Annotated in this window: 41 protein-coding genes; 18 read left to right on the top strand and 23 right to left on the bottom strand. The window is 68.1% G+C overall.

Translation table 11 applies throughout. The features are described from left to right. Positions 1 to 190 precede the first annotated feature (190 nt). From VGH54_RS28280 to VGH54_RS28250, 7 genes are all read right to left on the bottom strand, one after another. The gene (locus VGH54_RS28280; RefSeq protein ID WP_331515467.1) at positions 191 to 370 is read right to left on the bottom strand and encodes a type II toxin-antitoxin system prevent-host-death family antitoxin; all 180 of its coding nucleotides are present in this window, start codon (positions 368 to 370) and stop codon (positions 191 to 193) included. Then, a complete protein-coding gene (locus VGH54_RS28275) occupies positions 367 to 549 on the bottom strand; it encodes a hypothetical protein (protein WP_331515466.1) in 183 nt (60 codons plus the stop codon). Before VGH54_RS28275 ends, VGH54_RS28280 begins: the two co-directional genes overlap by 4 nt. A gap of 69 nt (positions 550 to 618) precedes the next feature. After that, on the bottom strand, positions 619 to 843 hold the full coding sequence (locus VGH54_RS28270; RefSeq protein WP_331515465.1) for a hypothetical protein: 225 nt from the start codon (positions 841 to 843) through the stop codon (positions 619 to 621). A 41-nt stretch (positions 844 to 884) separates the two neighbouring features. Continuing rightward, the gene (locus VGH54_RS28265; protein ID WP_331515464.1) at positions 885 to 1,337 is read right to left on the bottom strand and encodes a hypothetical protein; all 453 of its coding nucleotides are present in this window, start codon (positions 1,335 to 1,337) and stop codon (positions 885 to 887) included. 41 nt (positions 1,338 to 1,378) lie between these two features. Beyond that, positions 1,379 to 1,954, bottom strand: coding sequence for a hypothetical protein (locus VGH54_RS28260; protein WP_331515463.1), 576 nt, complete (start codon positions 1,952 to 1,954; stop codon positions 1,379 to 1,381). 14 nt (positions 1,955 to 1,968) lie between these two features. Next, complete coding sequence (locus VGH54_RS28255) at positions 1,969 to 2,868, bottom strand: hypothetical protein (RefSeq protein ID WP_331515462.1); 900 nt, start codon at positions 2,866 to 2,868, stop codon at positions 1,969 to 1,971. Between the two features lie 7 nt (positions 2,869 to 2,875). Then, the gene (locus VGH54_RS28250) at positions 2,876 to 3,406 is read right to left on the bottom strand and encodes a hypothetical protein (RefSeq protein ID WP_331515461.1); all 531 of its coding nucleotides are present in this window, start codon (positions 3,404 to 3,406) and stop codon (positions 2,876 to 2,878) included. 333 nt (positions 3,407 to 3,739) lie between these two features. Here VGH54_RS28250 and VGH54_RS28245 point away from each other — a divergent pair, with 333 nt between their 5' ends. The 12 genes from VGH54_RS28245 to VGH54_RS28190 are packed head-to-tail and all read left to right on the top strand — an operon-like array spanning position 3,740 to position 9,695. Further along, positions 3,740 to 4,081 carry a hypothetical protein gene (locus tag VGH54_RS28245; protein WP_331515460.1) on the top strand — a complete coding sequence of 114 codons (342 nt, stop codon included), beginning with the start codon at positions 3,740 to 3,742 and terminating at the stop codon, positions 4,079 to 4,081. A gap of 29 nt (positions 4,082 to 4,110) precedes the next feature. Next, on the top strand, positions 4,111 to 4,716 hold the full coding sequence (locus tag VGH54_RS28240; RefSeq protein WP_331515459.1) for a hypothetical protein: 606 nt from the start codon (positions 4,111 to 4,113) through the stop codon (positions 4,714 to 4,716). Continuing rightward, the gene (locus tag VGH54_RS28235; RefSeq protein ID WP_331515458.1) at positions 4,716 to 4,922 is read left to right on the top strand and encodes a hypothetical protein; all 207 of its coding nucleotides are present in this window, start codon (positions 4,716 to 4,718) and stop codon (positions 4,920 to 4,922) included. Before VGH54_RS28240 ends, VGH54_RS28235 begins: the two co-directional genes overlap by 1 nt. 2 nt (positions 4,923 to 4,924) lie before the next feature. Further along, on the top strand, positions 4,925 to 5,278 hold the full coding sequence (locus VGH54_RS28230; RefSeq protein ID WP_331515457.1) for a hypothetical protein: 354 nt from the start codon (positions 4,925 to 4,927) through the stop codon (positions 5,276 to 5,278). Continuing rightward, the gene (locus tag VGH54_RS28225; protein ID WP_331515456.1) at positions 5,271 to 5,786 is read left to right on the top strand and encodes a hypothetical protein; all 516 of its coding nucleotides are present in this window, start codon (positions 5,271 to 5,273) and stop codon (positions 5,784 to 5,786) included. Before VGH54_RS28230 ends, VGH54_RS28225 begins: the two co-directional genes overlap by 8 nt. After that, positions 5,783 to 7,354, top strand: a complete 1,572-nt coding sequence (locus VGH54_RS28220) for a hypothetical protein (protein ID WP_331515454.1) — start codon at positions 5,783 to 5,785, stop codon at positions 7,352 to 7,354. Before VGH54_RS28225 ends, VGH54_RS28220 begins: the two co-directional genes overlap by 4 nt. 11 nt (positions 7,355 to 7,365) lie before the next feature. Next, complete coding sequence (locus tag VGH54_RS28215) at positions 7,366 to 7,632, top strand: hypothetical protein (protein ID WP_331515453.1); 267 nt, start codon at positions 7,366 to 7,368, stop codon at positions 7,630 to 7,632. Beyond that, complete coding sequence (locus VGH54_RS28210; RefSeq protein WP_331515452.1) at positions 7,629 to 8,015, top strand: hypothetical protein; 387 nt, start codon at positions 7,629 to 7,631, stop codon at positions 8,013 to 8,015. Before VGH54_RS28215 ends, VGH54_RS28210 begins: the two co-directional genes overlap by 4 nt. Next, on the top strand, positions 7,952 to 8,419 hold the full coding sequence (locus VGH54_RS28205) for a hypothetical protein (RefSeq protein WP_331515451.1): 468 nt from the start codon (positions 7,952 to 7,954) through the stop codon (positions 8,417 to 8,419). Before VGH54_RS28210 ends, VGH54_RS28205 begins: the two co-directional genes overlap by 64 nt. A gap of 11 nt (positions 8,420 to 8,430) precedes the next feature. Then, positions 8,431 to 8,730, top strand: coding sequence for a hypothetical protein (locus VGH54_RS28200; protein WP_331515449.1), 300 nt, complete (start codon positions 8,431 to 8,433; stop codon positions 8,728 to 8,730). Then, entirely contained in the window at positions 8,730 to 9,005 is a 276-nt protein-coding gene (locus VGH54_RS28195; protein WP_331515447.1) for a hypothetical protein, read from the top strand. Before VGH54_RS28200 ends, VGH54_RS28195 begins: the two co-directional genes overlap by 1 nt. Continuing rightward, positions 9,006 to 9,695, top strand: coding sequence for a hypothetical protein (locus VGH54_RS28190; RefSeq protein WP_331515446.1), 690 nt, complete (start codon positions 9,006 to 9,008; stop codon positions 9,693 to 9,695). 178 nt (positions 9,696 to 9,873) lie between these two features. On the opposite strand, the gene VGH54_RS28185 is transcribed toward VGH54_RS28190, so the two are convergent. From VGH54_RS28185 to VGH54_RS28110, 16 genes are all read right to left on the bottom strand, one after another. Further along, on the bottom strand, positions 9,874 to 10,557 hold the full coding sequence (locus VGH54_RS28185) for a hypothetical protein (protein WP_331515445.1): 684 nt from the start codon (positions 10,555 to 10,557) through the stop codon (positions 9,874 to 9,876). Then, positions 10,547 to 10,795: a hypothetical protein gene (locus tag VGH54_RS28180; protein ID WP_331515443.1), complete on the bottom strand. Its 249-nt coding sequence runs from the start codon at positions 10,793 to 10,795 to the stop codon at positions 10,547 to 10,549. Before VGH54_RS28180 ends, VGH54_RS28185 begins: the two co-directional genes overlap by 11 nt. Beyond that, on the bottom strand, positions 10,792 to 11,076 hold the full coding sequence (locus VGH54_RS28175) for a hypothetical protein (protein ID WP_331515442.1): 285 nt from the start codon (positions 11,074 to 11,076) through the stop codon (positions 10,792 to 10,794). The genes VGH54_RS28180 and VGH54_RS28175 overlap by 4 nt, the downstream gene beginning before the upstream one ends. Positions 11,077 to 11,117: 41 nt before the next feature. Further along, positions 11,118 to 11,699: a LysM domain-containing protein gene (locus tag VGH54_RS28170; protein WP_331515440.1), complete on the bottom strand. Its 582-nt coding sequence runs from the start codon at positions 11,697 to 11,699 to the stop codon at positions 11,118 to 11,120. Continuing rightward, positions 11,692 to 12,000: a hypothetical protein gene (locus VGH54_RS28165; RefSeq protein WP_331515439.1), complete on the bottom strand. Its 309-nt coding sequence runs from the start codon at positions 11,998 to 12,000 to the stop codon at positions 11,692 to 11,694. The genes VGH54_RS28170 and VGH54_RS28165 overlap by 8 nt, the downstream gene beginning before the upstream one ends. Positions 12,001 to 12,003: 3 nt before the next feature. Beyond that, positions 12,004 to 13,032, bottom strand: a complete 1,029-nt coding sequence (locus VGH54_RS28160) for a hypothetical protein (RefSeq protein ID WP_331515438.1) — start codon at positions 13,030 to 13,032, stop codon at positions 12,004 to 12,006. Between the two features lie 12 nt (positions 13,033 to 13,044). Beyond that, positions 13,045 to 13,212, bottom strand: coding sequence for a hypothetical protein (locus VGH54_RS28155; protein ID WP_331515437.1), 168 nt, complete (start codon positions 13,210 to 13,212; stop codon positions 13,045 to 13,047). Beyond that, positions 13,213 to 13,398 (bottom strand): hypothetical protein, encoded by a 186-nt coding sequence (locus VGH54_RS28150; protein WP_331515435.1) that lies wholly within the window; start codon positions 13,396 to 13,398, stop codon positions 13,213 to 13,215. Further along, entirely contained in the window at positions 13,395 to 14,081 is a 687-nt protein-coding gene (locus tag VGH54_RS28145; protein WP_331515434.1) for a hypothetical protein, read from the bottom strand. The genes VGH54_RS28150 and VGH54_RS28145 overlap by 4 nt, the downstream gene beginning before the upstream one ends. Before the next feature lie 54 nt (positions 14,082 to 14,135). Then, positions 14,136 to 14,387, bottom strand: a complete 252-nt coding sequence (locus VGH54_RS28140) for a hypothetical protein (RefSeq protein WP_331515433.1) — start codon at positions 14,385 to 14,387, stop codon at positions 14,136 to 14,138. A 125-nt stretch (positions 14,388 to 14,512) separates the two neighbouring features. Then, complete coding sequence (locus VGH54_RS28135; RefSeq protein ID WP_331515431.1) at positions 14,513 to 14,653, bottom strand: hypothetical protein; 141 nt, start codon at positions 14,651 to 14,653, stop codon at positions 14,513 to 14,515. Positions 14,654 to 14,691: 38 nt separating this feature from the next. Next, entirely contained in the window at positions 14,692 to 15,831 is a 1,140-nt protein-coding gene (locus tag VGH54_RS28130; protein ID WP_331515430.1) for a hypothetical protein, read from the bottom strand. A gap of 372 nt (positions 15,832 to 16,203) precedes the next feature. Then, positions 16,204 to 16,446 carry a hypothetical protein gene (locus tag VGH54_RS28125; protein ID WP_331515429.1) on the bottom strand — a complete coding sequence of 81 codons (243 nt, stop codon included), beginning with the start codon at positions 16,444 to 16,446 and terminating at the stop codon, positions 16,204 to 16,206. Next, the gene (locus VGH54_RS28120) at positions 16,436 to 16,798 is read right to left on the bottom strand and encodes a hypothetical protein (protein ID WP_331515428.1); all 363 of its coding nucleotides are present in this window, start codon (positions 16,796 to 16,798) and stop codon (positions 16,436 to 16,438) included. The genes VGH54_RS28125 and VGH54_RS28120 overlap by 11 nt, the downstream gene beginning before the upstream one ends. Before the next feature lie 31 nt (positions 16,799 to 16,829). After that, entirely contained in the window at positions 16,830 to 17,078 is a 249-nt protein-coding gene (locus VGH54_RS28115; RefSeq protein ID WP_331515427.1) for a hypothetical protein, read from the bottom strand. Beyond that, positions 17,075 to 17,281: a toxin-antitoxin system HicB family antitoxin gene (locus VGH54_RS28110; RefSeq protein WP_331515426.1), complete on the bottom strand. Its 207-nt coding sequence runs from the start codon at positions 17,279 to 17,281 to the stop codon at positions 17,075 to 17,077. The genes VGH54_RS28115 and VGH54_RS28110 overlap by 4 nt, the downstream gene beginning before the upstream one ends. 47 nt (positions 17,282 to 17,328) lie before the next feature. Between VGH54_RS28110 and VGH54_RS28105 the strand changes: the two genes are divergently transcribed. From VGH54_RS28105 to VGH54_RS28080, 6 genes are all read left to right on the top strand, one after another. Beyond that, positions 17,329 to 17,754, top strand: coding sequence for a hypothetical protein (locus VGH54_RS28105; protein ID WP_331515425.1), 426 nt, complete (start codon positions 17,329 to 17,331; stop codon positions 17,752 to 17,754). 121 nt (positions 17,755 to 17,875) lie between these two features. Next, complete coding sequence (locus VGH54_RS28100) at positions 17,876 to 19,072, top strand: hypothetical protein (RefSeq protein ID WP_331515424.1); 1,197 nt, start codon at positions 17,876 to 17,878, stop codon at positions 19,070 to 19,072. Then, positions 19,069 to 19,530: a hypothetical protein gene (locus VGH54_RS28095; RefSeq protein ID WP_331515423.1), complete on the top strand. Its 462-nt coding sequence runs from the start codon at positions 19,069 to 19,071 to the stop codon at positions 19,528 to 19,530. The genes VGH54_RS28100 and VGH54_RS28095 overlap by 4 nt, the downstream gene beginning before the upstream one ends. Continuing rightward, on the top strand, positions 19,527 to 19,910 hold the full coding sequence (locus VGH54_RS28090) for a hypothetical protein (RefSeq protein ID WP_331515421.1): 384 nt from the start codon (positions 19,527 to 19,529) through the stop codon (positions 19,908 to 19,910). Before VGH54_RS28095 ends, VGH54_RS28090 begins: the two co-directional genes overlap by 4 nt. Beyond that, the gene (locus VGH54_RS28085) at positions 19,907 to 20,587 is read left to right on the top strand and encodes a hypothetical protein (RefSeq protein ID WP_331515420.1); all 681 of its coding nucleotides are present in this window, start codon (positions 19,907 to 19,909) and stop codon (positions 20,585 to 20,587) included. Before VGH54_RS28090 ends, VGH54_RS28085 begins: the two co-directional genes overlap by 4 nt. 127 nt (positions 20,588 to 20,714) lie before the next feature. Next, positions 20,715 to 21,137, top strand: coding sequence for a hypothetical protein (locus VGH54_RS28080; RefSeq protein ID WP_331515419.1), 423 nt, complete (start codon positions 20,715 to 20,717; stop codon positions 21,135 to 21,137). The last annotated feature ends 571 nt before the right edge of the window (positions 21,138 to 21,708 follow it).

Here is a 21,708-nt window from a genome sequence, read left to right as displayed (position 1 = left end):
GGGGTAAAAGAAAAGCGCGCTTCGCGCGCTGGCCGGTATTGCTTCGCAATTTTCGCTTGCTTCGCAAGTATATACCCGATCGAATTGCTTCGCAAATCGGATTGCCGTTCTTTGCCTTTCGGTGCGAATGGCCCGGGGCCCTGGCCGAAAGCGCTTCGCGATTTCAGCCACCCCGGGCCATTCTCCCGCGCTATTCCTGCTCGGTGAGCGCGAGCGCGATCACTGCCCGCGCGTACCAGTCCGGCGGGACGAGCACGGCCGTCGGGACCCCGCGACGTGACAGCGGGATGTTCTCGCCCCGGTACAGTACCCGGCTGAGCAGCTCGGGCAGGTGGGCGCGTGCGTAGTCCGCGCCGACGGGCTCGGTCACTGGCCGGCCTCGTCGAAGAGGGTGAACAGGTCGTCCGCGGGCGCGGCCTGGACGTGCTTCTTAGCGCGCTTGGCGGTCGCGGGAACGTCGAAGAGGGTGAGGGGAAGCGCTGCGTCGAAGTCCATCGGGCGCATCGTGCGCCAGTCCTGGCCGGCCTGCGTGCTCTCGTTGCTGTTCATGAGAACACTCTACCACGCGAACCGTACGGTTCGTACGGTTCGCGTGGCAGGATGTCCAGGTTTTTTCCCCTACTTCGCGGGCTCGGTCTCGGCCGCCTCGGCGGGCTCGGCCGCGGCGGGCTCGGTCTCGGCGGGCTCCTGCGGGGTGAGGCTGGCCTGCTGCAGGATGTGCTCCTTGGCCAGGCCCACGATTCCCTCGGTCTCGTCGAGAATCTCCTTCGCGACCTTCTGTTCGGCCTCGCTGAACTGCTTGCCCTCGGTCAGGCGCGCGATGATGTGAAAGATGTTCTGCATTTCTGGTCCCTCCCCTTTTACTGCCCGGCCTGGCGGATTGCCTAGACCAGGGTCATGCGGTAAAGCGACCCATCCGTAGTGCGCACGATGGGGTTGCCCTGCCTGTCTGATCCTACGTGGATAACCTCGCCGACCCCAAAGGAAATCGTCGGCTCGGGGCCGTGCTCGTGGCCCTGTTCTCCGGCCGCGCTCATTTCGGTACTCTCTTCGTCCTGAGCGGTCGCGTTAATTTCTGTTTCTCCATTCCGGTCGGTGTCGGGGTCGGGATTCGTTACAGGCGGGCTTATGTATATCCAGTGCCCGGGTCGCGTGCGGCTGATCCGGTTATCCGGGTTACTGGCCGCCTGGTTCGCGCACATGTAGATCTGCTTTTTGGTCAGACCGGTTGCCTGCGCGATCTTTTCTGTTTCCAACTCTACTTCAGGATTCCTTTGCACGTAGGCAATGAACCTGCTGAGCTGCGATAGCACTGCTATTTCTCTCCTGCCTGTCATCGGGTCAGGAGAGAAAGCATAGCGCGCGGGCCCGCGGTAAGTCAGGCACCGTGACGGGCGCCTACTCCGCCCCGGTGATAAAGCCAGTCGTCCAGTACTGAATAGTCGACGACGGTCGACATGAAATCCACGTTGGCCTGATCCTGTTTGCCGTGGATTGTCTGCCCGGGAGGTATCACCGCCTTGTCGTCCCACTCCGCGACCAGCACGTCCGATGCTGCGTTGGTGAGCACCGTCGACATGGACCCGTAGACAACGGGCATGAACCCGTGTTCCAGGACGAGCCGGGCGGCCTCGACGTACCAGGCCGCATTCGCCTGGTCCTCCAGGTCGAAAATGATCGCGCGCTGCTCGGCGCCAGACATCTCATCCGACCAGCCGAGCAGCTTGACCGCCTGGACCGCCTCCAGGGCCTGGGGGCCGGGGGCCCGGGTGATGTCCGGGACGACTACCGGGAACTGCCGGAGGTGCGCGAACGGCCGCCACTGGCCCGGGGTCCATACGTGGCTGGCACGGCTGCCGCCGACGTAGCCGAGCACGGCCGACACCCCCTCGGGGGCCGCCGAGGGGGGCCAGGCCGCGTCCATGCTCCGGTGCAGCAAACTAGGCTGAGTCATGCTGGTTTCTCCTGTCATGCTGAGGCGGTTACCGCGCGGGCGCCGAACAGGTACTCGCGCGGTGTCCTGGTGGTCTGGCGTCTTTCGGCCGGCCTCAGGGGAACGTCCATCCACGTGATGTAGCTCGCCCGGGTCCGGGTATGGCGCAGCAGGAACTCATGGCTATCGGGGTCCATGCTGTCGAATACGGGCATCCAGTCTTGTTTCCTGCCGAACAGCTCCGCGAACCGTTCTTTATCGGCCTGGTCGGCGGGCACGAAAGCGGCCGTCCACCACGTCTCGGACGACATGTGGCGGTTGGCGCCTTGCGGTCGCTGCTTCATTCCCACCGTGCAGATGCCCTGCGACCGGCTCTCCCGCCAGTACATCTCTATGATGCCCTTGAGGCGGGCCGACAACTGCTCGGTGTACCCGATGTCATCGAAAGCGACAATGGTATTGCTGTTGGGTACCCACAGCCTTTCGAGCAGGTCGGTTATCTTCCGGTCGTGGTACTGCTTTCTCTGGTCGCCGAGCATCTTGGTACGCGGCCAGAAAATGCACTGCCGGTATTTCCGCACGTCTGCCCAGTCGGACGTGACCGGCCAACCGAGCTTGATGAGAGTCGAGTCGGCGGGCTTGGTCGCGATCAGCACCGCGGGCGTGTTGCGGACCCGCTCCCGGTCCTGCAGCATCACGGCCAGCGCGTGGGTCTTCCCGCTGCCGTTCGGCCCGATCACCTCCATGTGCTCAGGCTGCGGGTCGGCCGGGTCCGCGCGGCCCCAGACCGACGCGAACTCGGGGCCGAGCTTGGACCAGGGCACGCGGGGGGGCATGGGCATGCCCGGGACGTGCTGGCCGGGACGGTAGACCCTCGTCGGGGCTATCGCGTCGTCGACCGCGGGGCGCAGCTCGGCCTGCGCGTGCTCGCGCAAGCCGGTGTCAGGCGGCTGTGTAGGCACTCCAGTCCGCTTTCTGTGCTTCCTGCGTGCCGTCGGGTGACCGTTCGAGCTGTACCGATTTGGTGACATGGTGCGCGATGACCGCGACGAACACCGGTTTGCACGCCATCAGCAGCTCGGTCCACTGCATGAACCCCGATGCCTTGGTGAACCACCGCACGATGTCAGGCGATCCGCACAGGATCGGCGCGGCCTTCTTCGCGATGCCGGGCACCGCGTCGGCCGCGGCCATGCCGCAGTAAGGATCGGCCAGGGCCCAGAACTCCGACAGGGACAGCAGCCAGAACGCCGTCTTGCCCGCCACGTCCCGCTGCAGCGCGAGGGTGACGCGCGGGACATCGACCGGGCCGGCCGACGGCATCCGGGCCGGGTCCGGGTCATCGGGCACCGTGCCGGCCGCATCGTCGTAAGTGAGCGCGAGCGGGTTTTCGGTTTCCCACCACCGCTCCTGCTCCGGTTCCCCTTCCTGGATCTCAACAGGATCATCCGGCGGCCGTGCCGGGCCGGCCATGACGCGCATGTTGTGACCGCGGACCCACTGCCTTCCCGTGCCCACCCGGGTACCGCAACCGCAACGGCAGGTATCCACCGCGCCCCCTTCCTGATTTTGTAACTCAGAGTCATCATAAGCTCACGAACAGTGATGATGACTTAGAGTGATCTTAAGCTCACGGAGAGTGGGGACTCTAGGGATGGCCAGACGCAAGCCGGAACAGCCGGCCTACCGCGCGGTGCGGACGGCCGACGGCCGCGCGCTCCGCGTGGCGATCGTGACCAAGCGGCGGGGCCGTGCCCGCGGCCACGCCCACGGGCGCGGCTGCGGCTGCAAGGGAAAGGGGAACTGATGGCGCTGACGGAGGACGAGCAGAAGCTGCTCGACGAGCTGACGACCAAGAGCAAGGAACCGGACCCCGCGAACGATCGCGAGATAGAGATTTTCGACGGGGAGAAAGGCGCCCGCATCCCGTTCAGCCACGGGGCCAAGTGGCTGCGCGACAACTTCGGGATCGGCGACGAGCCCGACCCCCCCGCGGGCGCGGGCGCGGGTGACGGCGGCGGCCAGGGCGACGGCGGCCAGAAGAACCGCGGCGGCGGCGGCCAGGGACGGGCCAAGCAGCAGCCGGCCGCGCCCCCCGCGGGCGGGTACTTCGGCCGGCGCGCCGGCGCCGGGGGAGGGACCCACTAGCTGTGGCGACCCCGCGGCAAACCCTCAGCGTGACCCAGCTCTACGCGCTGGCACGCCGGGCCGGGCTGCCCCCCGACAAGGCGGTCAAGGCCGCGGCCGTGGCCATGGCCGAGAGCGGCGGGCGCACGTGGGTCACCTCCCCCAACCCCGACGGCGGAACCAACGTGGGGCCGTGGCAGCTCGACACCCCGGGCGGGGGCGGCTCGGGGTACACCGTCGCGCAACTGCAGAACCCCTACACCAACGCCGAGGCGATGGCCAAGGCCAGCGGCAACGGGACCGACTGGTCAAGCTGGCAGACCGCGGCCGAGGGCAGCGACCAGCAGTACATACCGGCCGCGCTCACGGCCAGCACCAAGGAATCAGGCGGCGGCGGGTCGTGGATCGACGGCGTTCTGCACAGCATCGAAGCACCGTTCAAGGCCGCGGGTGACGCGGCCGGAAAGGCGGCCTCCACCGGGGGCGGCCTGTTCAACATGCCATCGCAGATCACCGACTTTTTCGATACCGCCGACCAGTTCGTCCAGGCGATGGCGTGGGTGCTCAACCCGGCGAACTGGGTTCGGCTGCTGTCGGGCGCGGCGGGCGGGGTGCTGCTGATAGCGGGCCTGGTCTACCTCGCCAAGGCGGCCTGATGGACATCTACGAGTGGATGACGGCGGTAACCGCCAAGTCCGGTTTCAGCGAGCCGGCCGAGCGCGACGCGCTGGCGCTCATCGACGAGCTTCGGGCGCTTAACGCGCTCGGCACCATGGCCACCCTCACCCACGTGAGCGGCCACGAACCGCAGTACGCCGGGTGGATGTCCCGCGTCTGCACCATCTGCCAGAAGGAGCACTAACAGTGTCGAGTGTCCGCATGTGCGACCGGGACGGAACGATTTTCAGCGAGAACGACGAGGACTGGTCAACGACCACGGGCACGATCCAGAAGCGCCGGGAGAACGGCACCCGCTACGCCGAGCAGGTGACCATCGACCTGTGCCCGTCCTGCACCAACGGCGGCCCCAAGGCGACCACGCCCCGCCTGCCCGCCCAGCTATCGGCGCCGAGCGTCGCCGAGCAGGCCGCGGGCGCCGAGCGCGAAGACGACCACGTCATGCTCCGCACCCTGGAGCAGCGCCTGGCCGACCTCGAGCACGCATCGAAGCCCGTCGATGCCCCGGTCACGGTGCCCGGCACGGTCGACCATGGCTAGGGTCAAGCTGGAGCTCGGCGCCGAGCTCGACATGCTGACCAAGCCCGAGCTCGACGAGTCGCTGACCGAGGCGGCCAAGCTGGTCCGCGAGCAGGTACGCGGGGTCAAGTACCGGCGCCTCCCCCAGCTCGCGGGCATCGCGTCGGGCGGGGTGCTCGACATCGGCGGGGATGCCAACGCGGGCGGTACCTCGTGGAACGGCCAGCCGGTGGGCCCCGACCAGGGATGGGCATGGGAAATCCGGTTGCTCGGCGTCGCCGGCCTGACCACGGGGGCCACCCCCGACATCGTGAACATCTACATCCGCGGGGCCGGGTCCGCGCTGCCGTGGTGGCAGCTCAACGGCAATAACTTCAGCTACACGTTCGGCAAAGGCGCGCTCGTGCTGCTGCCGGGCGAGACCCTCCGCATGGCCAGCACGGGCACGTTCGCGGCCACCGGCACCGTCACCCTGTTCGGGAGCGCAACCCAGCTCCCGGCCGAGCAGCTCGGAAAGCTGCTGATGTGAGCGGCGTCATCAGCCCCTACGGCAGCTCCGGCCTCCAGCCGTGGCAGTTCACCCCCGAGACCTACGGGGCCAAGGGGAACGTCAAGGTCATCACCGACGCGGTGATGGCCACCGGGACGGCCGTCCTGACCAGCGCGTCCCAGGCGCAGTTCACCCAGGCGGACGTGCTCAAGTACATCAACGTGGGCACCGCGCTGGGAAACTACGCACCGCTGTTCGCCCAGATCATCTCCGTCCAGTCGCCCACCCAATGCACCCTGTCGGCGAGCGCCACGCAGAACACGACCGGCACCCCCGGGGCGATCGCGTTCTACGGGACCGATGACACGGCCGCGGTGCAGTCGGCGATCAACGCCGCGTACGCGTACGCGGCGGCCAACAGCGGTTACGGCCAGGTGTTCGGGTCCAAGCCGTACATGATCGCCGGCGCTTTCCAGGTGGGAACGGCCGGGCAGGGCAATTACCAGCTCAACTACGGGCCCATCACCGCCACCACCGCGCGGCAGGTGACGCTCGATTTCGCCGGGCCGGCCGACACGAACTCCGTCATGGATTTCCCCCAGCTCGTCCCCCAGGCGGCCGGGTTCGTGCTGTGCTCCCCGCGCACCGACGGCACCAACAACGGCACGTACGGGCCCGCGTGGATACTCGGCGGCCCGGTCAACGGGTACGGCGGGGAGCCGGGCACGTTCAGCAACACGATGGTGCGGATTGAGGGCCTGGCCACCTTCACCCCCTATAACGCCACCATGGGCGGCGTGTCGTGTTTCGGCCTGGTCGGCTTGGACGTGATCTCGTTCAGCGACCAGTGCGCGGCCGTGCCCCCCACGGGCGGGCCGCTCCCCTCGATGTCCAGCGCCAACAACATCTCCAACCAGTACACCGGCGGCCTGCAGATGCCGTGCGCCGGCAACCAGACCCTTTGCTCGGTGGACCGGTTCTCATGCGAGGGCAAGTGCTACGGGTTCATGCCGTCGGAGTGGACCCACGCCAACTACGTCCACGCCCAGTACTGCATCGGCGGGATCGGGCTCTACTCCGGCAACGGCGTGTCGATGGTCCACCATGCGCAGATTGAGATGGCCCAGGTTGAGAACTGCTCCAACGTCCTGATCGCGGTCGACAACGGGGTCAAGCGGCTGGACATGAACGTGGGGTCCGAGTCCATCAGCGCGCAGTTCTTTGACCCGTCGTCGCTGATACAGGGCCGCATCGTGCTGCGCGCCCAGAACTCGGCCGGCACCTACAAGACCGGCGGTTTCATGTCGGGCGGGTCGGGCGGGCTCGGCCTGGAGATCATCAACGGGATGACGGCGCCGGGCCCGATCGCCTCCCCCCAGGCGCCCGCCGGGCTCGGCAGCCCGTGGCCGAACTACTACTACGTCAAGGCGTGGGTGACGGTTTCCGCGACCACGATAACGGGCCTGACCATCACCGGGGCCAACGGCGTTGCCGTCGCCCAGGCGGTCCCCTCGGGCGCGGCCACCTACGCGTTCATGCTCGGCGCCGGCGCGTCCTACACCGCGACCGGGACCGGCACCCTCACCCACACCGTTACCCCCGTCTAAGGCGGCTGATCTTGACCGATGACACTACGGCCGGCGTGCTCGCGGACCTGGCCGCCATCCTCGAAGCCGACCCCGAGCCGGGCGGCGGGCCGCGGCAGCTCCTCAAGGGCACGTTCACCGTGTACGCCACCCCGGACAAGGGGCTGCACATCGCCTACCGCACCGAGGGAGCCGACGAGGACGGGCACCTGCCGATCCCGGCCGGCATCATGCGGCTGGCGATGGCAGCCGCCACGGGCCGGGGTCCGCTGGCGATGCTAGGCAAGATGATGCCGTGAGCTACCTCCCGCTCACCCAGCTCGTCACCACCGCGGCGGCCGACGAGACCGGCAAGAACACGGGCAACCTGACCAACGCGTTCACCACCGGGTCAATGCCGCGGTGCGCCTGGTTTGAGGTGTACCACATGGTGATTACCGGGGTGCCTCCCGGTGCGAGCGCGTCCATCTGGATCGGGAACAAGCAGTGGGGGTTCACCAACCCGCTCGGCGGGTCCGAGTGGGACCCCAGTCAGCCGCTCCTGCTCCAGGACGGGCAAGAGGTTTACTTCCTGTGGTCAGTGGCGTCCACCGTGACCCCCCTGCCCATGGTGACGATGTGGCTTCGGTACGATCCGGCGCTGCCGGGCAACCCCCAGCCGAGCATCCCGGTGGTGCGCTGATGGTCTGGGATGACCGCCTGCTGACCCAGGCCGAGGCGTACCAGATCGCGGCCTGCGCCTCGATCGCGTGGCATCACGAGGGGTCCGGGCGCCTCGTGCTCCGGCACACCTCGTGCGAGCAGTCGTGCGGGGTGTGGACATCAGGCCAGCCGACCGAGCTGGACGACATCACGGCCGCGATCATCCGGCACATGGTCACCGTTCACGACCTGCCGATGAACCGGCCAGCGAGAGAAAGGCTGCAGCGTGAGCGAGATGACAGCGGAAGCGGAACCCAGTGGTATGGCGCGGAAGCGGGCAGCGCTGCCGCTGCTGCCCGTCCTTATCGCGCTGGTCCTGGCGGTGCTGGTGCTGCACCTGCTGCGCCAGGCGATGACGCTGACGGCACGGATACGCGAGCTTGAAAGGATGCTCAGTGAGCGAGACGGAACTGACGGACGCGCAGCGGGCCGAGGCGTGGGTGAAGCTGGCCACGGCCCTGATGTACGCGGGGGCGATGGTGTGGCTGGTGATACCGGAGCACCGCCGGCAGCTCCTGATCATGCGGGTGATCCTGGCAGCGCGAAGCCTGGCCCACCGGGTCGCGCTCCGAGCCGGCGAAGCCTCAATGGCGATGGAGCTGCGCACGGGCCGGGAGCGTTACGAAATGCCCTATCTCCTGTCGGTCGCCCGTGACCGCCTGGCCGCGGCGTACGACCGGGCGCGGGGCATGTGATGCGGGTACTCAAGCAGCTCCCCATCCCCGACGGTGACGCCGACAATGACAGGATCTGGTGCAACTGGGACGACTGCGAGAACCCGTCGTCGTTCCTGCACCGGGTGAAGATCTGCCACGCGGCCCCCCGCTACCGGCACCCGTCCGGCCAGACGTGCCGGCACTGCGAGGTGAAGACGTTCTGCTCGGCGCGCTGCCTGGACTGGTGGGAGCACTCGCACATCCCGGGCCGCTACGGCAAGACCAGCCCGCACCTTAACCCCCGGTTCGTCTAGATGGGCTGGTCTAACCAGGTCGTCCAGGCATCCGAAGTCATCATCGCCGGTTACCCCGATGCCCTGTTCGTGTATTTCGGCACCCCGGGGCCCAACAAGCTGATCGCCTCGATCGCGGCCGTGGGCGGAACCGACCCCTACGGCAACGCCTACCAGCCCGGGATCACCAGCTACAACGGCACGCCCAACTTCATCAGCATCGCGAACTCGATAATCTCGCTCAGCAACGGGGTGCTGATCGAAGAGAACGGCCCGTTCCTCAGCATCGGCGGGACCGGCGGGCAGGCCATCAATATCGACCTGCCGTTCGGCGAGGCGGTTACCGCCGTTCAGCCGGGCACGTCCGTCACGCCGGAAGCCTGGCACGCGATGACGATGCTCAACGGGTGGATCGATACGGCCGGCTTTGCGCCCGCGCAGTACCGGTGGGTGGCGTCACCGCCTAACAGCGTGGAGATCATCGGCACGATCTCGGCGACGGCCGCGACCGCGATCACGTTCGCGACGCTGCCGGCCGGGTACCGCCCGGCGAGCGTCCAGGGGTTCGCGATCGGCACGACGAACGGGCAGACAGGCCAGGTATGCCAGGTGCGGTGCGATGCCAGCGGGAACCTTACGGTCAACAGCGCGCCCGCGGTCCCGGTGAATCAGGCGTATTTCTTCCACGGCTTCATCAGCCTCGATGCCTGAGCGCGAACGGCCGTGCTCGCCCCGAATCCCCATAAGCGGCAAGCACGGCCCCCCGCGCGCACGGTCCCGGCTGGCGTCGAAGCCTGGACAGTGCGGCCCCCCTGCCGCGCAACGATAGCGGCCCGCACTGTCACAGTTACACGATTGCATCCGCGCGTGTCCTGATCGTTACGGGGCGCTAGCTGGCTTTCGCGTAGGCGGTGCGCTGCTCCCGGTTCTCGCGGGCCCGCCGCGCGTCCCACTCGCGGCGGGTCATCCGCGGGTGCGCGTCGAAGTACTCGGCCAGCTCGGGTGACGCGTACTTGCGGACCCGCGATTCGGGCCCGGTGAACAAGGACCGGTCGGAGATGCCCGCGGCCTTGCCCGCCTTGTTGAGCATGTAGCCGTTGGTGGCGTTCTCGGCGCTGAGCCACTGCCGGTAAACCTCGTCGGTGTACTCCTGGTTTTCCCGTGCCCGCTTCTCCCGGGCGCTCTCCCGGGCGGCCCGGCCGCGCTGCTCGCGCGCCTCGGCGCGCTCTTTGGCGGCCTGCTCCTGGTCCTCGCGGCGCTGCAGCTCGGCGATCACCTGAATGTAGCCTTCGGTGCGCTCGTCGCTGTAGTTCTGGTAAGCGCTGAGTTCCCGCTCGACCTCTTCGTCGGATAGCGATTTGAGGTAGGCGCGGCTGAGCCTGACCGGGAGCGCGTCGGGATGCACCCGCTTGCCCTGGCAGCAGGAGTGCGGGCACGGGTGGCCGCGCATCCCGGGCGGGGCCACCCAGTGGCCTATCTGGTCGCGTGCCTGGCCGCGGACGGTGACGCGGACCCGCTTGCCGCCGGGCCCGCGTCCCTCCGCGGTCGCCAGTACGCGGCCCCTAGCCGCCACCGGCCGGCGGGGGCAGCTCGTTCTGCGCCAGCCGGGCCAGCCGGGCGCGCAGGTCCGCGTTCTCGGTCTCCAGCGCGGTGTACCTGGAGTTGACCAGCTCGTGCGTCTTGTCGGCCGTGGCGCCTACCTCCGCAACCGACTTCGCGGTGGCCCCGGTCTGCCCGTTGATCCAGGCGATGACCGCGGCGGCCAGCCCCGGCACCGCGGCGGCCAGCGCCACCCACAGCACGTCCATCACTGCTGGTTGATCGGGGTCGCGGTGCCGGACTGCTGCGCGCTGCGTATGGCCCGCTCGTACTCATACAGCAAGACGCCGAGCACGAGCAATGTCAGCAGCAGGGGATAGGGTGACTGGCCGATCAGCGAGGCGCCCACGCCCACGGTGACAGCCAGCGCCGACCCCACGACCTCAGACCGGCGCAGCCTGCCCCGGTCTACCGGGTCGGCCGCGAACCGGCCGATGGTCATGGTGGAGGGCAGCAGCCCGGCCAGGAAGTTAGGCACCTCGGCCGCGGCCATGATAGCCACCCCCGCTAGTGCCAGCGTTTCGGCGCTTGCCATTACCCCGGTCCCCCTTCGGCCCTGGTCTTGAGCGGCCCCGGCACGTGGAGCACCGTTCCCGTCTTGAGTCCCGCACCCGTGCCCAGCCCGTTTGCGTGCGCCAGGTCCACGCGGCTGATGCCGAATTTCTCGGCGAGCTTGTCCAGGGTGTCCCCCGGCTTGACCGTGTAGCTTCCCGACATCAGCGGGGGCTGCTTCCCGCCCGGCTCCTTGCCGGCCGGCGGCTTCTTCGCGGGAGGCTTCTTCGCGGGAGGCTTCTTCGCGGGAGGCTTCGCCGGCGGCTTCTTGCCCGAGGGGGCCGGCATGTCGGCGTCGTCGTCATCGGGGGACGGCGGCTGAGCCAGGTTGATCGTGGTCTGCGACACGTAGTCGGGCACCGACGAAGCGGGGGTGACTGACCCGGTGCCGGTGACGGCCGTGCCGCTGCTGCTGCCGCTCTTGTTCTTCTCCAGCAGGTAGTAGCCGAGCCCGAGCACGGTCACGATGGCCAGCCACCCCCATACCGGGAGCGGCCCGAGCTTACGGCGCAGCACGCCGCCGGCGTTCCCGCCGGCGGCCGGCTCCGGCGCGGTCTCACTCATCGATCAGCCTCTGCTCTCCGGGCGGGTCAGCGATCCAGCTCCACCCGTAGGCGGCCAGGCCGGCGCGGTTGGCGCCCGGCACCCACTGCCGGTAGATGGGGTGCGGGTGCGGGAGCGCATCGGCCATCCACCCGATATCGCACCCGTGCTTGGCGGGCTTGCCCCAGTCGATCCGGGCGCCCGCCCAGGCCGGGGCCTGCGGGGTCGACGAGTCGGCCCGCTTCCACGCGGCGAACAGCAGCGCAACCACCAGGGCCGCGGCTACCGAGATGCCGAGATCGCGCATCAGCGACTTGTCCACCGTCTACCGCCTTCCCGTGAAACGGCCGGTGATGCCCGGCGTGCGCCCGCGGAGCCCGGGTGCTATCCGCGGGATGGCACCGCTCGCGGCGGAACCCTCGTTCGGGTAGGTCTGGGACATCGACTGGCCGGCGATCTTGCTGTTGTTCGGCCGGTCATCACGGGGCGGCCTCTGCACCGGGATGGACCCGAGCCGCGCCATGGTCAGCGCCGAGCCGTGCGCGCTGGCCGAGTGGCGGCCGTGCGGGACGCCGCCGCGGATCTTCTGCGGCCCGTCCTGCGGGTCACCCTGCCCCAGCATGGTCCCGATCCGCGCCCCGGACCCGTCACCGGGCAGCGCGAACTGATTCGGCGCCGGCCCGCTCACCCCGGCGGCGCCGCGGGCACCGTAGGCGCGGGTCAGGTGCGGGGTCCCGCCCCACACCGTGGTCCACGGGTCGCCCTGGTTGCCCAGAGGGTAAGTGCGGCCCGCGTTGTAAGACAGGACGCCCGCGGGTGACTTGTTCTGGGGCACCCCCGGCCCCTCGGGGTCGACCGCGGTCGTCGTCGTGGTCGCGAACGGGCCCGCGTTGTCCTCATAGGTGGTCTTGTCGGTCCCGATCTGCCAGCTCAGCGTGCGGTTGTCCTGGAGGTACTGCGGGACCGGCGGCCCGTCGTACTGCGGGTTGGGGGTACCGCTGTAGCTGTCGCGGGCCGACAGCCGCGACGTTCCGCGCATGAGCATCACGGCGCGCTCGCGGATCGTCAGCAACCCGTCGGACCAGCCGCCGCCGTAGGCGGTGCGGGCCTGGTCCGGGCCGCGCAGATCCGGTGTCGTCGGGGTGATAAGCCCGCCGTCGCTGCGCGCGTTCATGGTGCTGCTCTGGGACTGCCCGCCGGAGTCGGCGCCGGGCCACGCGGCCGGGGCCGCGCCGCCGCGCATGTCCGAGCGGACCACGTCGTTTCCGGCCGCGCGTGCCGTGACCGGGCCGCCGAGGGACCGCCGCTGGCGGCCCATCAGGTCCGGGGACGCGTCCGGGGCGAACTTGACCATGGTGCCTCTCTCCTACGCGCTGGCCCAGGTGCCGCCGCCGGTGCCGGCCGTGATCACGTTCTTGAGCGCGTTACCGCCCGCGTTGACCAGGCTCGGTCCCTGCGAACCGGGCCGGACCATGAGAAAAAAGATGATGGCATAGGCAAAAATCACTATGGCCGCGCCGACTTTCCCGCCCATTCACGTACTCCCTTGGATGCTGCTGACTGCCGCCGCGCCGGTTGCCGTGGCGATCACCGCGGCGAGCGCGTCAGCCATGACGATCACGGCCTGCCCCGCCTTGCTGCTCGGCCGCACGAGCATGTAGATAATCCCGATGACCGCGGCCCAGAAGATGACATCGAGAACGCTCCGGGGCCGCTTCATACCGTCTCGGCCCCGCCCGTGCCGGCCGACTTGTCGGCCACCTCGGTCCCGATGCCCTGGTCCGCGCCGGCCGTCAGGTGCGCGGCCCCGGTGAACATCTGGCCCAGGGCCGCCCATGTGTCGGTGGCGTTGAGCAGAGCGCCGAGGGTGACCAGGCCGCCGAGGGCCGCCGCGGTGCGGCCCGACCGGGCCCCGTTGGCCATGAGCGCCAGGAGGAAGAACACCACGCATGCGGCCGTCAGCCGCACGAGGGGACGCGACAGCTTCAGCGATGCGACCGCCGCCGCGGCCTCTTTCTCCGGGGCCGCGGAGTTGGCTTCCCGCGGGACCAGGAACGGGGCCGCGGAGATGATGACCACGGTGGCGAGGAACTCGGCTATGACGATCCGGTGGTAAGACCCGCCCGGCAGAGAGAGCCCTGAGCGGTCGCGGGACTGCTCCTGGTCCTGGCCGCCGCCGCCGCCGCCGCCGTCCTGTTTGGGGGCAACCGGCGGTTGCCCCCCCGTCTGAGCTGGGTTTCCGCGGGGGGCAACCCGCGGTTGCCCCCTCGCGGGCTGGCGGGCAGACGGGCGGTAAGCGGCACGCTGCGGGGCCGGGCGGGGCCTGGAGTGCCCCTGCCCCGGCCTGCGGGCGCCCGGCCTGAATACCCGGGTCGGCCGTATCGCGTCGTCGGTGGCGGGCACGCTGCCCGCCCCGCCCGTCTCGCCGATCGCCTCCGGGATCTCGGCCGCCATGCCCTACCCTCCCTCCGCTAGAACCTGCTGCTGCTGCTGCTGCTCGACTCCTGTCCGCTGCAGTTCCTGCGCCTGGCCGGTGACCGCCTGGACCACGCCGAGCGCGTAGCTCGGCTTCCCGTCGGGGCCGACGGGAAGCTTCACCGGCAAGACCGCGGTTCCCTCGAACGCCACCCACAGCAGCACCCCGGCCAGCCAGATCAGCAGGATGGAGATAGCGAGCAGCACGCCCTTACCGCCGCCGTCCTCGTCCACGGGCTAAGGCTTCTTCTTGCCGCGGCCCATGAGCGAGGTGAGCTGGATAGCCGGTACGAAGCTGACCACGATCCAGGTCAGCAGAACCGCGATCACGATTGCCCTGCGCATGCCGTTACCTCCCCTCAGCCGAGCAGACGGCGTGACAGCCACGCCACGATGACGATCTCGGCCAGGACGAGCGCCAGCATGTAGAGAACGGTCGGGTGCCAGCCGCCCGGGCCCGCGCCGAGCGCCCCCTGCTGCGGGGCCTGGATAGATGTCATGTCCGGGCCGCTCTTCCACGTGGAGAACATGAGCCCCCCTAAAGGTCGATCAAGGTCGGGTCGACCGGGCCGACGGCGTAGACCTCTTCCTGGACCAGCTCGGTAGTTCCGACCGAGCTGACGTTCTGGCTGACGGACTCCAGGTTGAGGGCAGTCGAGTTGGCGGTGTAAAGCCAGCCCTGGCCTTTCATGTCGCCGGGGTCGTAAAAACGCGGGAGCATGTAAACCCCGGTGTCACGGGCCGACTGGCCGTAAGAGTTGTACATGTCCTGCATCCAGCGGAACACCTGGTCCGGGCTCAGGTTGCCCAGGTTGCGGCTGTCCTGCGTCCACGTCAGCGGCTCGGTGAGCGCGTCCTGGCGGGTGCCGGTGCCGTCCCTGCAGATCCAGAGCTGCCCGCGCAGCGCGTTACCGGTCAGCGTCGACAGAAAGTTGTTGTCGTTGCCGGTGGTCCCGAGCACGAAGATCTGGTGACGCGTCTTGGTCTGCAGGTTGACGCCCGGGGGTATCCGCTGGTTCGGCACGTTCTCCAGGTCGGACGCGTCGGGCTGAGCCCACATGTCGGTGTACCCGAGCACGCTGATCGTGGCCTGCGTGGTCGCGTAGCTGCCGAACTGGCCGTTAGCCGTGCCCGTGGCCGCGATCGTGGTCGAATAGGTGTACTGCGACCGCGTGTCGGTGTTCTCCAGGCAGCCCATCTGCTGGCGTACCTCGGGGTTCAGGAACAGGGTGTAGCTCGGCCCGATCGCGGTGGCGGGCGCCACGAAATCGTAGGCGGCCAGCGGGTCCTGCAGCCAGGGCCGGAAGTACTTGTGACGGGCCCAGTACGCGTAGCCGTTGATCACATCGAACAAGATTTCGGCGCCGTCCGTGTTCTGGATTCCCATTGCCGAGAACAACTGGAACCCGTGATCGTTACCGCCCGTCGGGGCGGTGAACGCGCCGACCGGCGCGGTGCTCGTGCGGACCTGCACCCGCATGCCGCGGATGTAGTTACCGCTGTTGATCGTCCCCGCGAACGCCGTGTTCGTGCTACCCGCCATCAGGTAGTTCGTCACGTTGCCGATCTTGTTTTTCTGGGAGAAAAGGTTGGTGACCTCCCAGAACGGGTTCATTCCCCCGCCGCCGGCCGGGGTGCCCGTCCCCGTGCCGCCGGCCACTACGCCCGGTGCTGCCATGCCCGCGCCTTTCCCTAGTACTGCTGAGCCATTGCCTGGCCCAGGTGCGATAGGTGCGCGCGGGGTGAAGCGACCAGGTGAAGGCTCGCGAGTCTCCACAGCGTCCCCAGGACCAGGACGCACAGGAAAACGTGCAGCGCGATCTTGATGTCTTCCACTGACTCCCCTTAACGCAGAGTAACCATACGGTCACTCTACGTCACCAAATGTAAATGGTCGACTACCCCCCGCGCTATACTGACCGCACGGCCGCGCGTGATCATCGGGCACGCTCCGGCCCCACCGCCCCGGCCCGGTCCCCCCGGCCGTGCGGGCACGCAGAAAGGGCCGGCCCCCATGCGGGGGGGCCGGCCCTTTCTGTCCCAGAGCGGTCTAGAGCATGATCATGGGGATGGTCTCCATGTAGACGCGCACCGTTTCCAGGTCGTCCCGCATCATCTCTGCGGAGTACTCATCCGGGTTTAGCTTCCCGGTCGATGCCAGCCAGGCACGGAATACCGGCAGCGTCTCCGGCAGCAAAACGAAATTGATCATGTCCCGCGCGTAGACCACCACGGCGGTAAAGCCGTCGACGGGGACCGGCTGATTCTGCGGGTCGTAAGGACTATCCGGCACGGGAACGCAGCTCCCTTACCGAGCCGGTTCGGTCATCGACCCCCGCCGCGCCGAGCAGCTCGGCGCGCTGCGCGCGCACGTCGCCGAGGCGCACAACCGCGCCCGCCCCGCGCGCCTGCTGCAGCAGCGCATACACGACCGTCCCGAGCTTGATCCGCTTGCTGATCGCCTGGCGGGACACGCCCAGCATCGCGCCTATCTCCGGCTGGCTGTAGCGGCTCCCCTTGTTCGCCTCGAAGATGCCCCGGTTCACCTGGTCATCCAGGAGCGTTTCCAGGTGCCGGAGATGAACCAGGGCCGCGGGATCGTCGGCGATCCTGTTGCCGTACCCGATGATGATCCGTTCCATCATCGCGACGTACTCGGATGTTTCCGTTTCGCGCCTAGCGTGCTTTCCCATCAGGTCCCTCTTCTCTCAGGACTACCTGCGTCCACCCGTATATCCCGTTCACCGGCCCGTACCGGAATGAGATCAGGCCATCCCAGAGCCACCCGGTCGCGTTGGCGTGCTTGGCGACTTCCTTTTCAACCTGATTCACGGCGCTGCCCAGCTCGTCACTGCCGTCTTTCACCGGCTCGGCCCCGGCCCCTGCTGCCCACACCTCCCATTTAACGGGAATCGGGCCGATCACGATACGGCCGCCGGCCGTCTCGTTCCGCGCTCGATCGTCTCGCGCTCGATCTTCTCTTCAACGGCAAGCTCGACGTACCTGTTCAGTGACATCTTCCCGCGGTAGGCGCGTATCCGCGCCAGGCGGTGAGTCGGCTTTTTCAGCCGCACCGTGAACGACACCTTTGCGGGTGGCGGGTCGGTCCTGGTCTTTGCTGTGGTCATGCTGGCGATGATACCAGTTTCCGGCCCGAAAGTGATACCATGACACCATGATTACACCCAACGGGAAGAACCACCCCATGGACAGCGACGCGCGCAATGCCCTGGTCAACGACCTGACTCACGCCGCCGAGCGGTTCCGCGTGGCCGCCGACCTGATCATCGCCGACGGCTACGCCCACGACACCCTCCAGGACGCCTCGCACACCGTCTGCTCGGCCGTCGGTGCCGTGGCCGAGAACAAGCACGACGAAGACGCGCTGCTGTGCCGGCTGGCCGGGACGCTGCTCCTGACCGGCGAGCAGGTGAGCACGCGCCCCATGTCTGGCGACGTGGCCAACATCGTCTCTTCGTGGGAGGGCACCCTAACCCCCCCGGCGCAGGATGACGCCGTGCAACTGCTAGTGACCACGGCCGCATTCCTCGAAGAGCACGCCGAAACGCTGACGGTGACAGCCAGGCCGATCAGGTTCTGATCCAGGAAAGAGGAACCGTCTCCCGGGTGTAGCCGGGAGACGGTTCCCCTTTTTGGGGTGCTCGGCCGCGAGCGCGCCATGGTGTATCCGAAGCCACAACGCACAGAGGGATGACCAAGCAATGACCAAGCTACCGCCGCGGGTGATCGTGCTGGACGGGGACCGCGTAATTACCGGCCGCGGCCGGGACGTTAAGGCCCCGCCCGGGGGAGATGCCCCCAGCGTCTTGTCCCGTTTGCTCGGCGCGCTGGGCGACAACGGGCAGGTGCTCATCACGGATGCGCCGGGATGGGATCACCTCGCCGATCCGGATCTGTCCGGGGAGTGGACCGTTTCCGGGACGGAAGCGTGGCACACCGCGCGTCGCGGGAACGACAGGCTTCGCATCGGGAAAATCCCGTTGATCCAGACTGACAATGACCCGCTCATGGCCGGGTGTCCCGATCTTCTGTCGGTCGCCATCCGGCATCAGGATTACGCGAACCTGACCGGGGTCCCGTTCTACGCCGACGGCGGGACGACATCGCTGCTGCTGCTCGACGAGACGGTAAGCGTGCGCGGCCGTGACGTGCTGCGGAAGTGGATCGACGACCAGGCCCCGCCTTGCCGAGAGGACGGGTGGCCCGGAGGCTCGGCATGGCCCGCGGGCGGGATCGGGGGTGAGGCCCACGCGCGGGCCGGCCTGGTCGTCGACCGGAACGCACAATACCTCGCCGGGGTGCCCGGGGTCTATCTTCCGATGGATGCGCCCTGCAAGACCGGCCCCATCCCCTATGATCCGCGGCGGGCCGGCCTGTGGCGCATCGTCACCCCGGACAACCCCGAGCCGCGCCTACCGCACCCGTGCGGGGTCTACGCCCAGCCCGGGGAGGAACGGTGGGCAGCGCACCCCACGCTCGATCTGCTGTGCGAACTCGGCGTGACACCGCGGGTGCTCGACTCGCTGACGCTTCCCCGCGAGCGCTGCCGGCGGATCATGGACAAGTGGTATGCAGCGCTGCGCGATGCCCGCGCCGAGCTGCTCGGCGCGACCGACGCTGACAGCGCAGCGCTATCGCAGGCCATCAAAGACACGTACTCCCGGGGGATATCCCACCTTGACATGTCCCCTAAGCGTCGCTGGTACCGTCACGACTGGCGTTTGATCCTCAACAGCTCGGCGCGCACCCGCATGTGGCGCGACCTGTGGCAAGCGGGCATTACCTACAAAGTGTGGCCGCTACGGGTCAGCACGGACACGGCCGCCTACGCGTCCGCGTCCGCGGGGGCAGCACTGAAAATCGGCAGCAGAATAGGCGAATGGAAGGTAAGAGGATGACTTCACTCAACGCGCTCCGGCTGGCAGAAATCAAGAGGCTAGCCGAAGGCGAAACCGCCCACTCCATCCCGTTCGTCAATCTGACGATAGGCCCCTACAGCGCATTCATCATCGCGACGACGCTCATAACCGCGGCCCGGAACCCGATCCTGATGGCCAACCCCAAACCGCTCGCAACGCTCAACATCATCATTGACCAGTTCGTGTCCCTGTTCACCGAAGGGACGGTCATGCGGATGTTCCTCGACGAGAGCCGAACGGCTGATCCGCTCCTGCTGCCCGAGGCATTCGAGATGCCGTGCCCCGAATGCAAGGCCCAGTCATGGCAGGCGTTCACGCCCGAAAACATCGACGTGCCCGGTTACCGGTGCCGGAACTGCTCGGCATCATTCAGCGGGTCCCGCATGACGCGCATGATATCCCGGCGGCTGAGAGACGAAACGGCGCAGCAGTCATGAGGAAAATCAACCACGAAGAGTTGACAGCGGACGCCGACCTGATGGCCCGCATCGGGGCAAGCGGGCTGGAGATCGGGTATACCGGGGGAGATCTTTCCGAAGAAAAATGGTTCGCGTTCGTGCGGTACTCGGGCGCGCGGATCATGGTCGATAACCAAGCCGGTCCCATGGAAGCAATGGAAGCGCTAGCGATCCGGGTACTGACGGGCGCACGATGCTCGTGCGGGAAACTGGTCACGCTCGACGGTATCGGCGCGGTGGCATTCACGCAGCCGCGCATGGCCGACGGGACGGTGTTCCCGATCGCCGAAGCGATAGCGGGCGGGCAATGCCACTGGAAGCGCACCGGCCGGCGCTGGTCATCGGAATGCGGTCGATGAGGTTCTATGACGCGCTGCGCGCGCAGCTCGGCCACGTCGACGAGGGCAACTGGCGGGCCGCGCTCGACGCGCTCCACGGCAGCAACGGCACGTGGCAGCGGACGGCCGATGCGCTCGGCGTCCACAAGCGGACGCTTGAGCGGTGGCGGGATGGCTACCAGCCGCGGACCCGGGCAAACGGGGTCCGGCCGCCACGCCAGCAGGTCAACCCGGCCACGTTCACCGGCAAGATCCGGGCCGCGATAGCGCGCGATCCAAAAGCGCAGGTCGCTATGGTCGACTGGAAACGGCTGACGATCCGCGGAACGATCGCGTTCGGCAAGGGAGAGGGTGGTTACGGTGGTGGTGGCGCTGGTGGTGGTGGCGGTGGCGCTGGTGGCGGTGGCAGCAGTGGCAGCGCTGGCGGGGGTGGCGGTGGCGGCAGCGGTGGCGCGTCTGGCGGAGGCGATTACGATTACGAGGACTACGATCCCGGGGACGACGATTACACCCGGCACGAAGCTATGTCCGTCGGAGCCCACCTCAGCTCCGGCGCCATCGCAGGACTAGCAGCCGCCTACGCCAGCGGAAGCCCCGGGCGGACACAGCGCGCGATCGAACACGCCATGAGCAATGACTACCTCGGGTTCGACGTGCATCTGGTCGATGTCGACGACAACAACGGAGTGACCTTCTAAACGATCACCCGGCCGGCTAAGGTGCTGGCCAGACAACTAAAGAGGGGGCCCGCACTCGGGTGCGGGCCCCCCACTAAGCAGGTAACCAGCCTGCTTCCTAGCATGATCCCCGCCGAAGGAATCAGACTTGAGAATAGCGCATCAAACCGCATCCCGCATCCCGCCGGGAAAGTGGCGCGCGCTTCTGGCCGCATCCAAGATCAGCAAACCGGCCCGCGTGTTCGCGGTGGAGGTACTCGCCCCGCTCCTGGCCCACTCCGGCCGCGCCCGCCCGACGAGGGCCGCCGAGCTGGCCGCGCGGTACGCGCGCCACCGCGACCGGACCTCGGTCACGACACGACGGGTCCGCCAGCTCCTGGCCGAGCTGGTCCAGGCGGGCGTGCTCGATCGCGACGGCCGCCCCGCACCCGGCCGGCCCGCCCGCTACATCGCCTTGATGCCCGGCACGCAGTACCCGCGCCCGATGGTGATCCGGCCCCGCGGGGTCGCTCCCAGGCGCCTACACGCTGCGTTCGCCCGGGAGACATCCGGGGCCGACCCGCCGGAGTAATCCCAGCTCAGCACCCGGTAACTTGCATCCCCCGTTAGGCCAACGGGGCTACAGCCATGCCCGCATGTACGATAGTGGCCCGGTAGAGGCCATGGTGACGGGGGAGACCCCCGGACGGCACTCATCCAGGGCCCATGAAACAGCCTCTACCGGGCACGCTGGCCGTCAACGGACCCCGGAACGCGGGCCGACGCCTCGGCTAGGCCCGCTGCACCCCGCTTGGTCCGTCGGGGTGGCGTACCCAACGATCGCCCGACACGCTGTCTGAGCAGCCAAAACACACGTTCGCGCGCTGGATTTCCTCCGTTGCTGCGCATACTGGCCCCGCGGCCCCCCACGCTTCGCGAGGGGAGGCCGGCGGGCAGCTCGGGTGGGAGCTCCAACGGGAGGATGATCCGGGGTGGCCGAAAGAGCGAAGCGCTTTTGGCCAGGGCCCCGGTTCATCCGCGGCTGAATGGCCGGATAAGGGAAATGAATTGCGCAGCAATTCAATCGGGGGTATGCTTGCTATGCAAGCTGAAATTGCGAAGCAATTCCCAGGAGCGCGCGAAGCGCGCTTTTCTTTTACCCC

It is taken from the genome of Mycobacterium sp. (assembly GCF_036488105.1).
Lineage (GTDB): Bacteria > Actinomycetota > Actinomycetes > Mycobacteriales > Mycobacteriaceae > Mycobacterium.
Note: the sequence above shows the minus strand (reverse complement) of the source record. Positions and strands in the feature narration are given on the sequence as shown.

Coding starts and splice junctions, on each gene's coding strand:
- VGH54_RS28275 (WP_331515466.1), bottom strand. CDS start 549: ATGAACAGCAACGAGAGCACGCAGGCCGGCCAGGACTGGCGCACGATG.
- VGH54_RS28270 (WP_331515465.1), bottom strand. CDS start 843: ATGCAGAACATCTTTCACATCATCGCGCGCCTGACCGAGGGCAAGCAG.
- VGH54_RS28265 (WP_331515464.1), bottom strand. CDS start 1,337: ATGACAGGCAGGAGAGAAATAGCAGTGCTATCGCAGCTCAGCAGGTTC.
- VGH54_RS28260 (WP_331515463.1), bottom strand. CDS start 1,954: ATGACTCAGCCTAGTTTGCTGCACCGGAGCATGGACGCGGCCTGGCCC.
- VGH54_RS28250 (WP_331515461.1), bottom strand. CDS start 3,406: ATGGCCGGCCCGGCACGGCCGCCGGATGATCCTGTTGAGATCCAGGAA.
- VGH54_RS28245 (WP_331515460.1), top strand. CDS start 3,740: ATGGCGCTGACGGAGGACGAGCAGAAGCTGCTCGACGAGCTGACGACC.
- VGH54_RS28235 (WP_331515458.1), top strand. CDS start 4,716: ATGGACATCTACGAGTGGATGACGGCGGTAACCGCCAAGTCCGGTTTC.
- VGH54_RS28225 (WP_331515456.1), top strand. CDS start 5,271: ATGGCTAGGGTCAAGCTGGAGCTCGGCGCCGAGCTCGACATGCTGACC.
- VGH54_RS28195 (WP_331515447.1), top strand. CDS start 8,730: ATGCGGGTACTCAAGCAGCTCCCCATCCCCGACGGTGACGCCGACAAT.
- VGH54_RS28190 (WP_331515446.1), top strand. CDS start 9,006: ATGGGCTGGTCTAACCAGGTCGTCCAGGCATCCGAAGTCATCATCGCC.
- VGH54_RS28175 (WP_331515442.1), bottom strand. CDS start 11,076: ATGGCCGCGGCCGAGGTGCCTAACTTCCTGGCCGGGCTGCTGCCCTCC.
- VGH54_RS28170 (WP_331515440.1), bottom strand. CDS start 11,699: ATGAGTGAGACCGCGCCGGAGCCGGCCGCCGGCGGGAACGCCGGCGGC.
- VGH54_RS28160 (WP_331515438.1), bottom strand. CDS start 13,032: ATGGTCAAGTTCGCCCCGGACGCGTCCCCGGACCTGATGGGCCGCCAG.
- VGH54_RS28155 (WP_331515437.1), bottom strand. CDS start 13,212: ATGGGCGGGAAAGTCGGCGCGGCCATAGTGATTTTTGCCTATGCCATC.
- VGH54_RS28150 (WP_331515435.1), bottom strand. CDS start 13,398: ATGAAGCGGCCCCGGAGCGTTCTCGATGTCATCTTCTGGGCCGCGGTC.
- VGH54_RS28135 (WP_331515431.1), bottom strand. CDS start 14,653: ATGACATCTATCCAGGCCCCGCAGCAGGGGGCGCTCGGCGCGGGCCCG.
- VGH54_RS28130 (WP_331515430.1), bottom strand. CDS start 15,831: ATGGCAGCACCGGGCGTAGTGGCCGGCGGCACGGGGACGGGCACCCCG.
- VGH54_RS28120 (WP_331515428.1), bottom strand. CDS start 16,798: ATGATGGAACGGATCATCATCGGGTACGGCAACAGGATCGCCGACGAT.
- VGH54_RS28110 (WP_331515426.1), bottom strand. CDS start 17,281: ATGACCACAGCAAAGACCAGGACCGACCCGCCACCCGCAAAGGTGTCG.
- VGH54_RS28105 (WP_331515425.1), top strand. CDS start 17,329: ATGATTACACCCAACGGGAAGAACCACCCCATGGACAGCGACGCGCGC.
- VGH54_RS28100 (WP_331515424.1), top strand. CDS start 17,876: ATGACCAAGCTACCGCCGCGGGTGATCGTGCTGGACGGGGACCGCGTA.
- VGH54_RS28095 (WP_331515423.1), top strand. CDS start 19,069: ATGACTTCACTCAACGCGCTCCGGCTGGCAGAAATCAAGAGGCTAGCC.
- VGH54_RS28090 (WP_331515421.1), top strand. CDS start 19,527: ATGAGGAAAATCAACCACGAAGAGTTGACAGCGGACGCCGACCTGATG.
- VGH54_RS28085 (WP_331515420.1), top strand. CDS start 19,907: ATGAGGTTCTATGACGCGCTGCGCGCGCAGCTCGGCCACGTCGACGAG.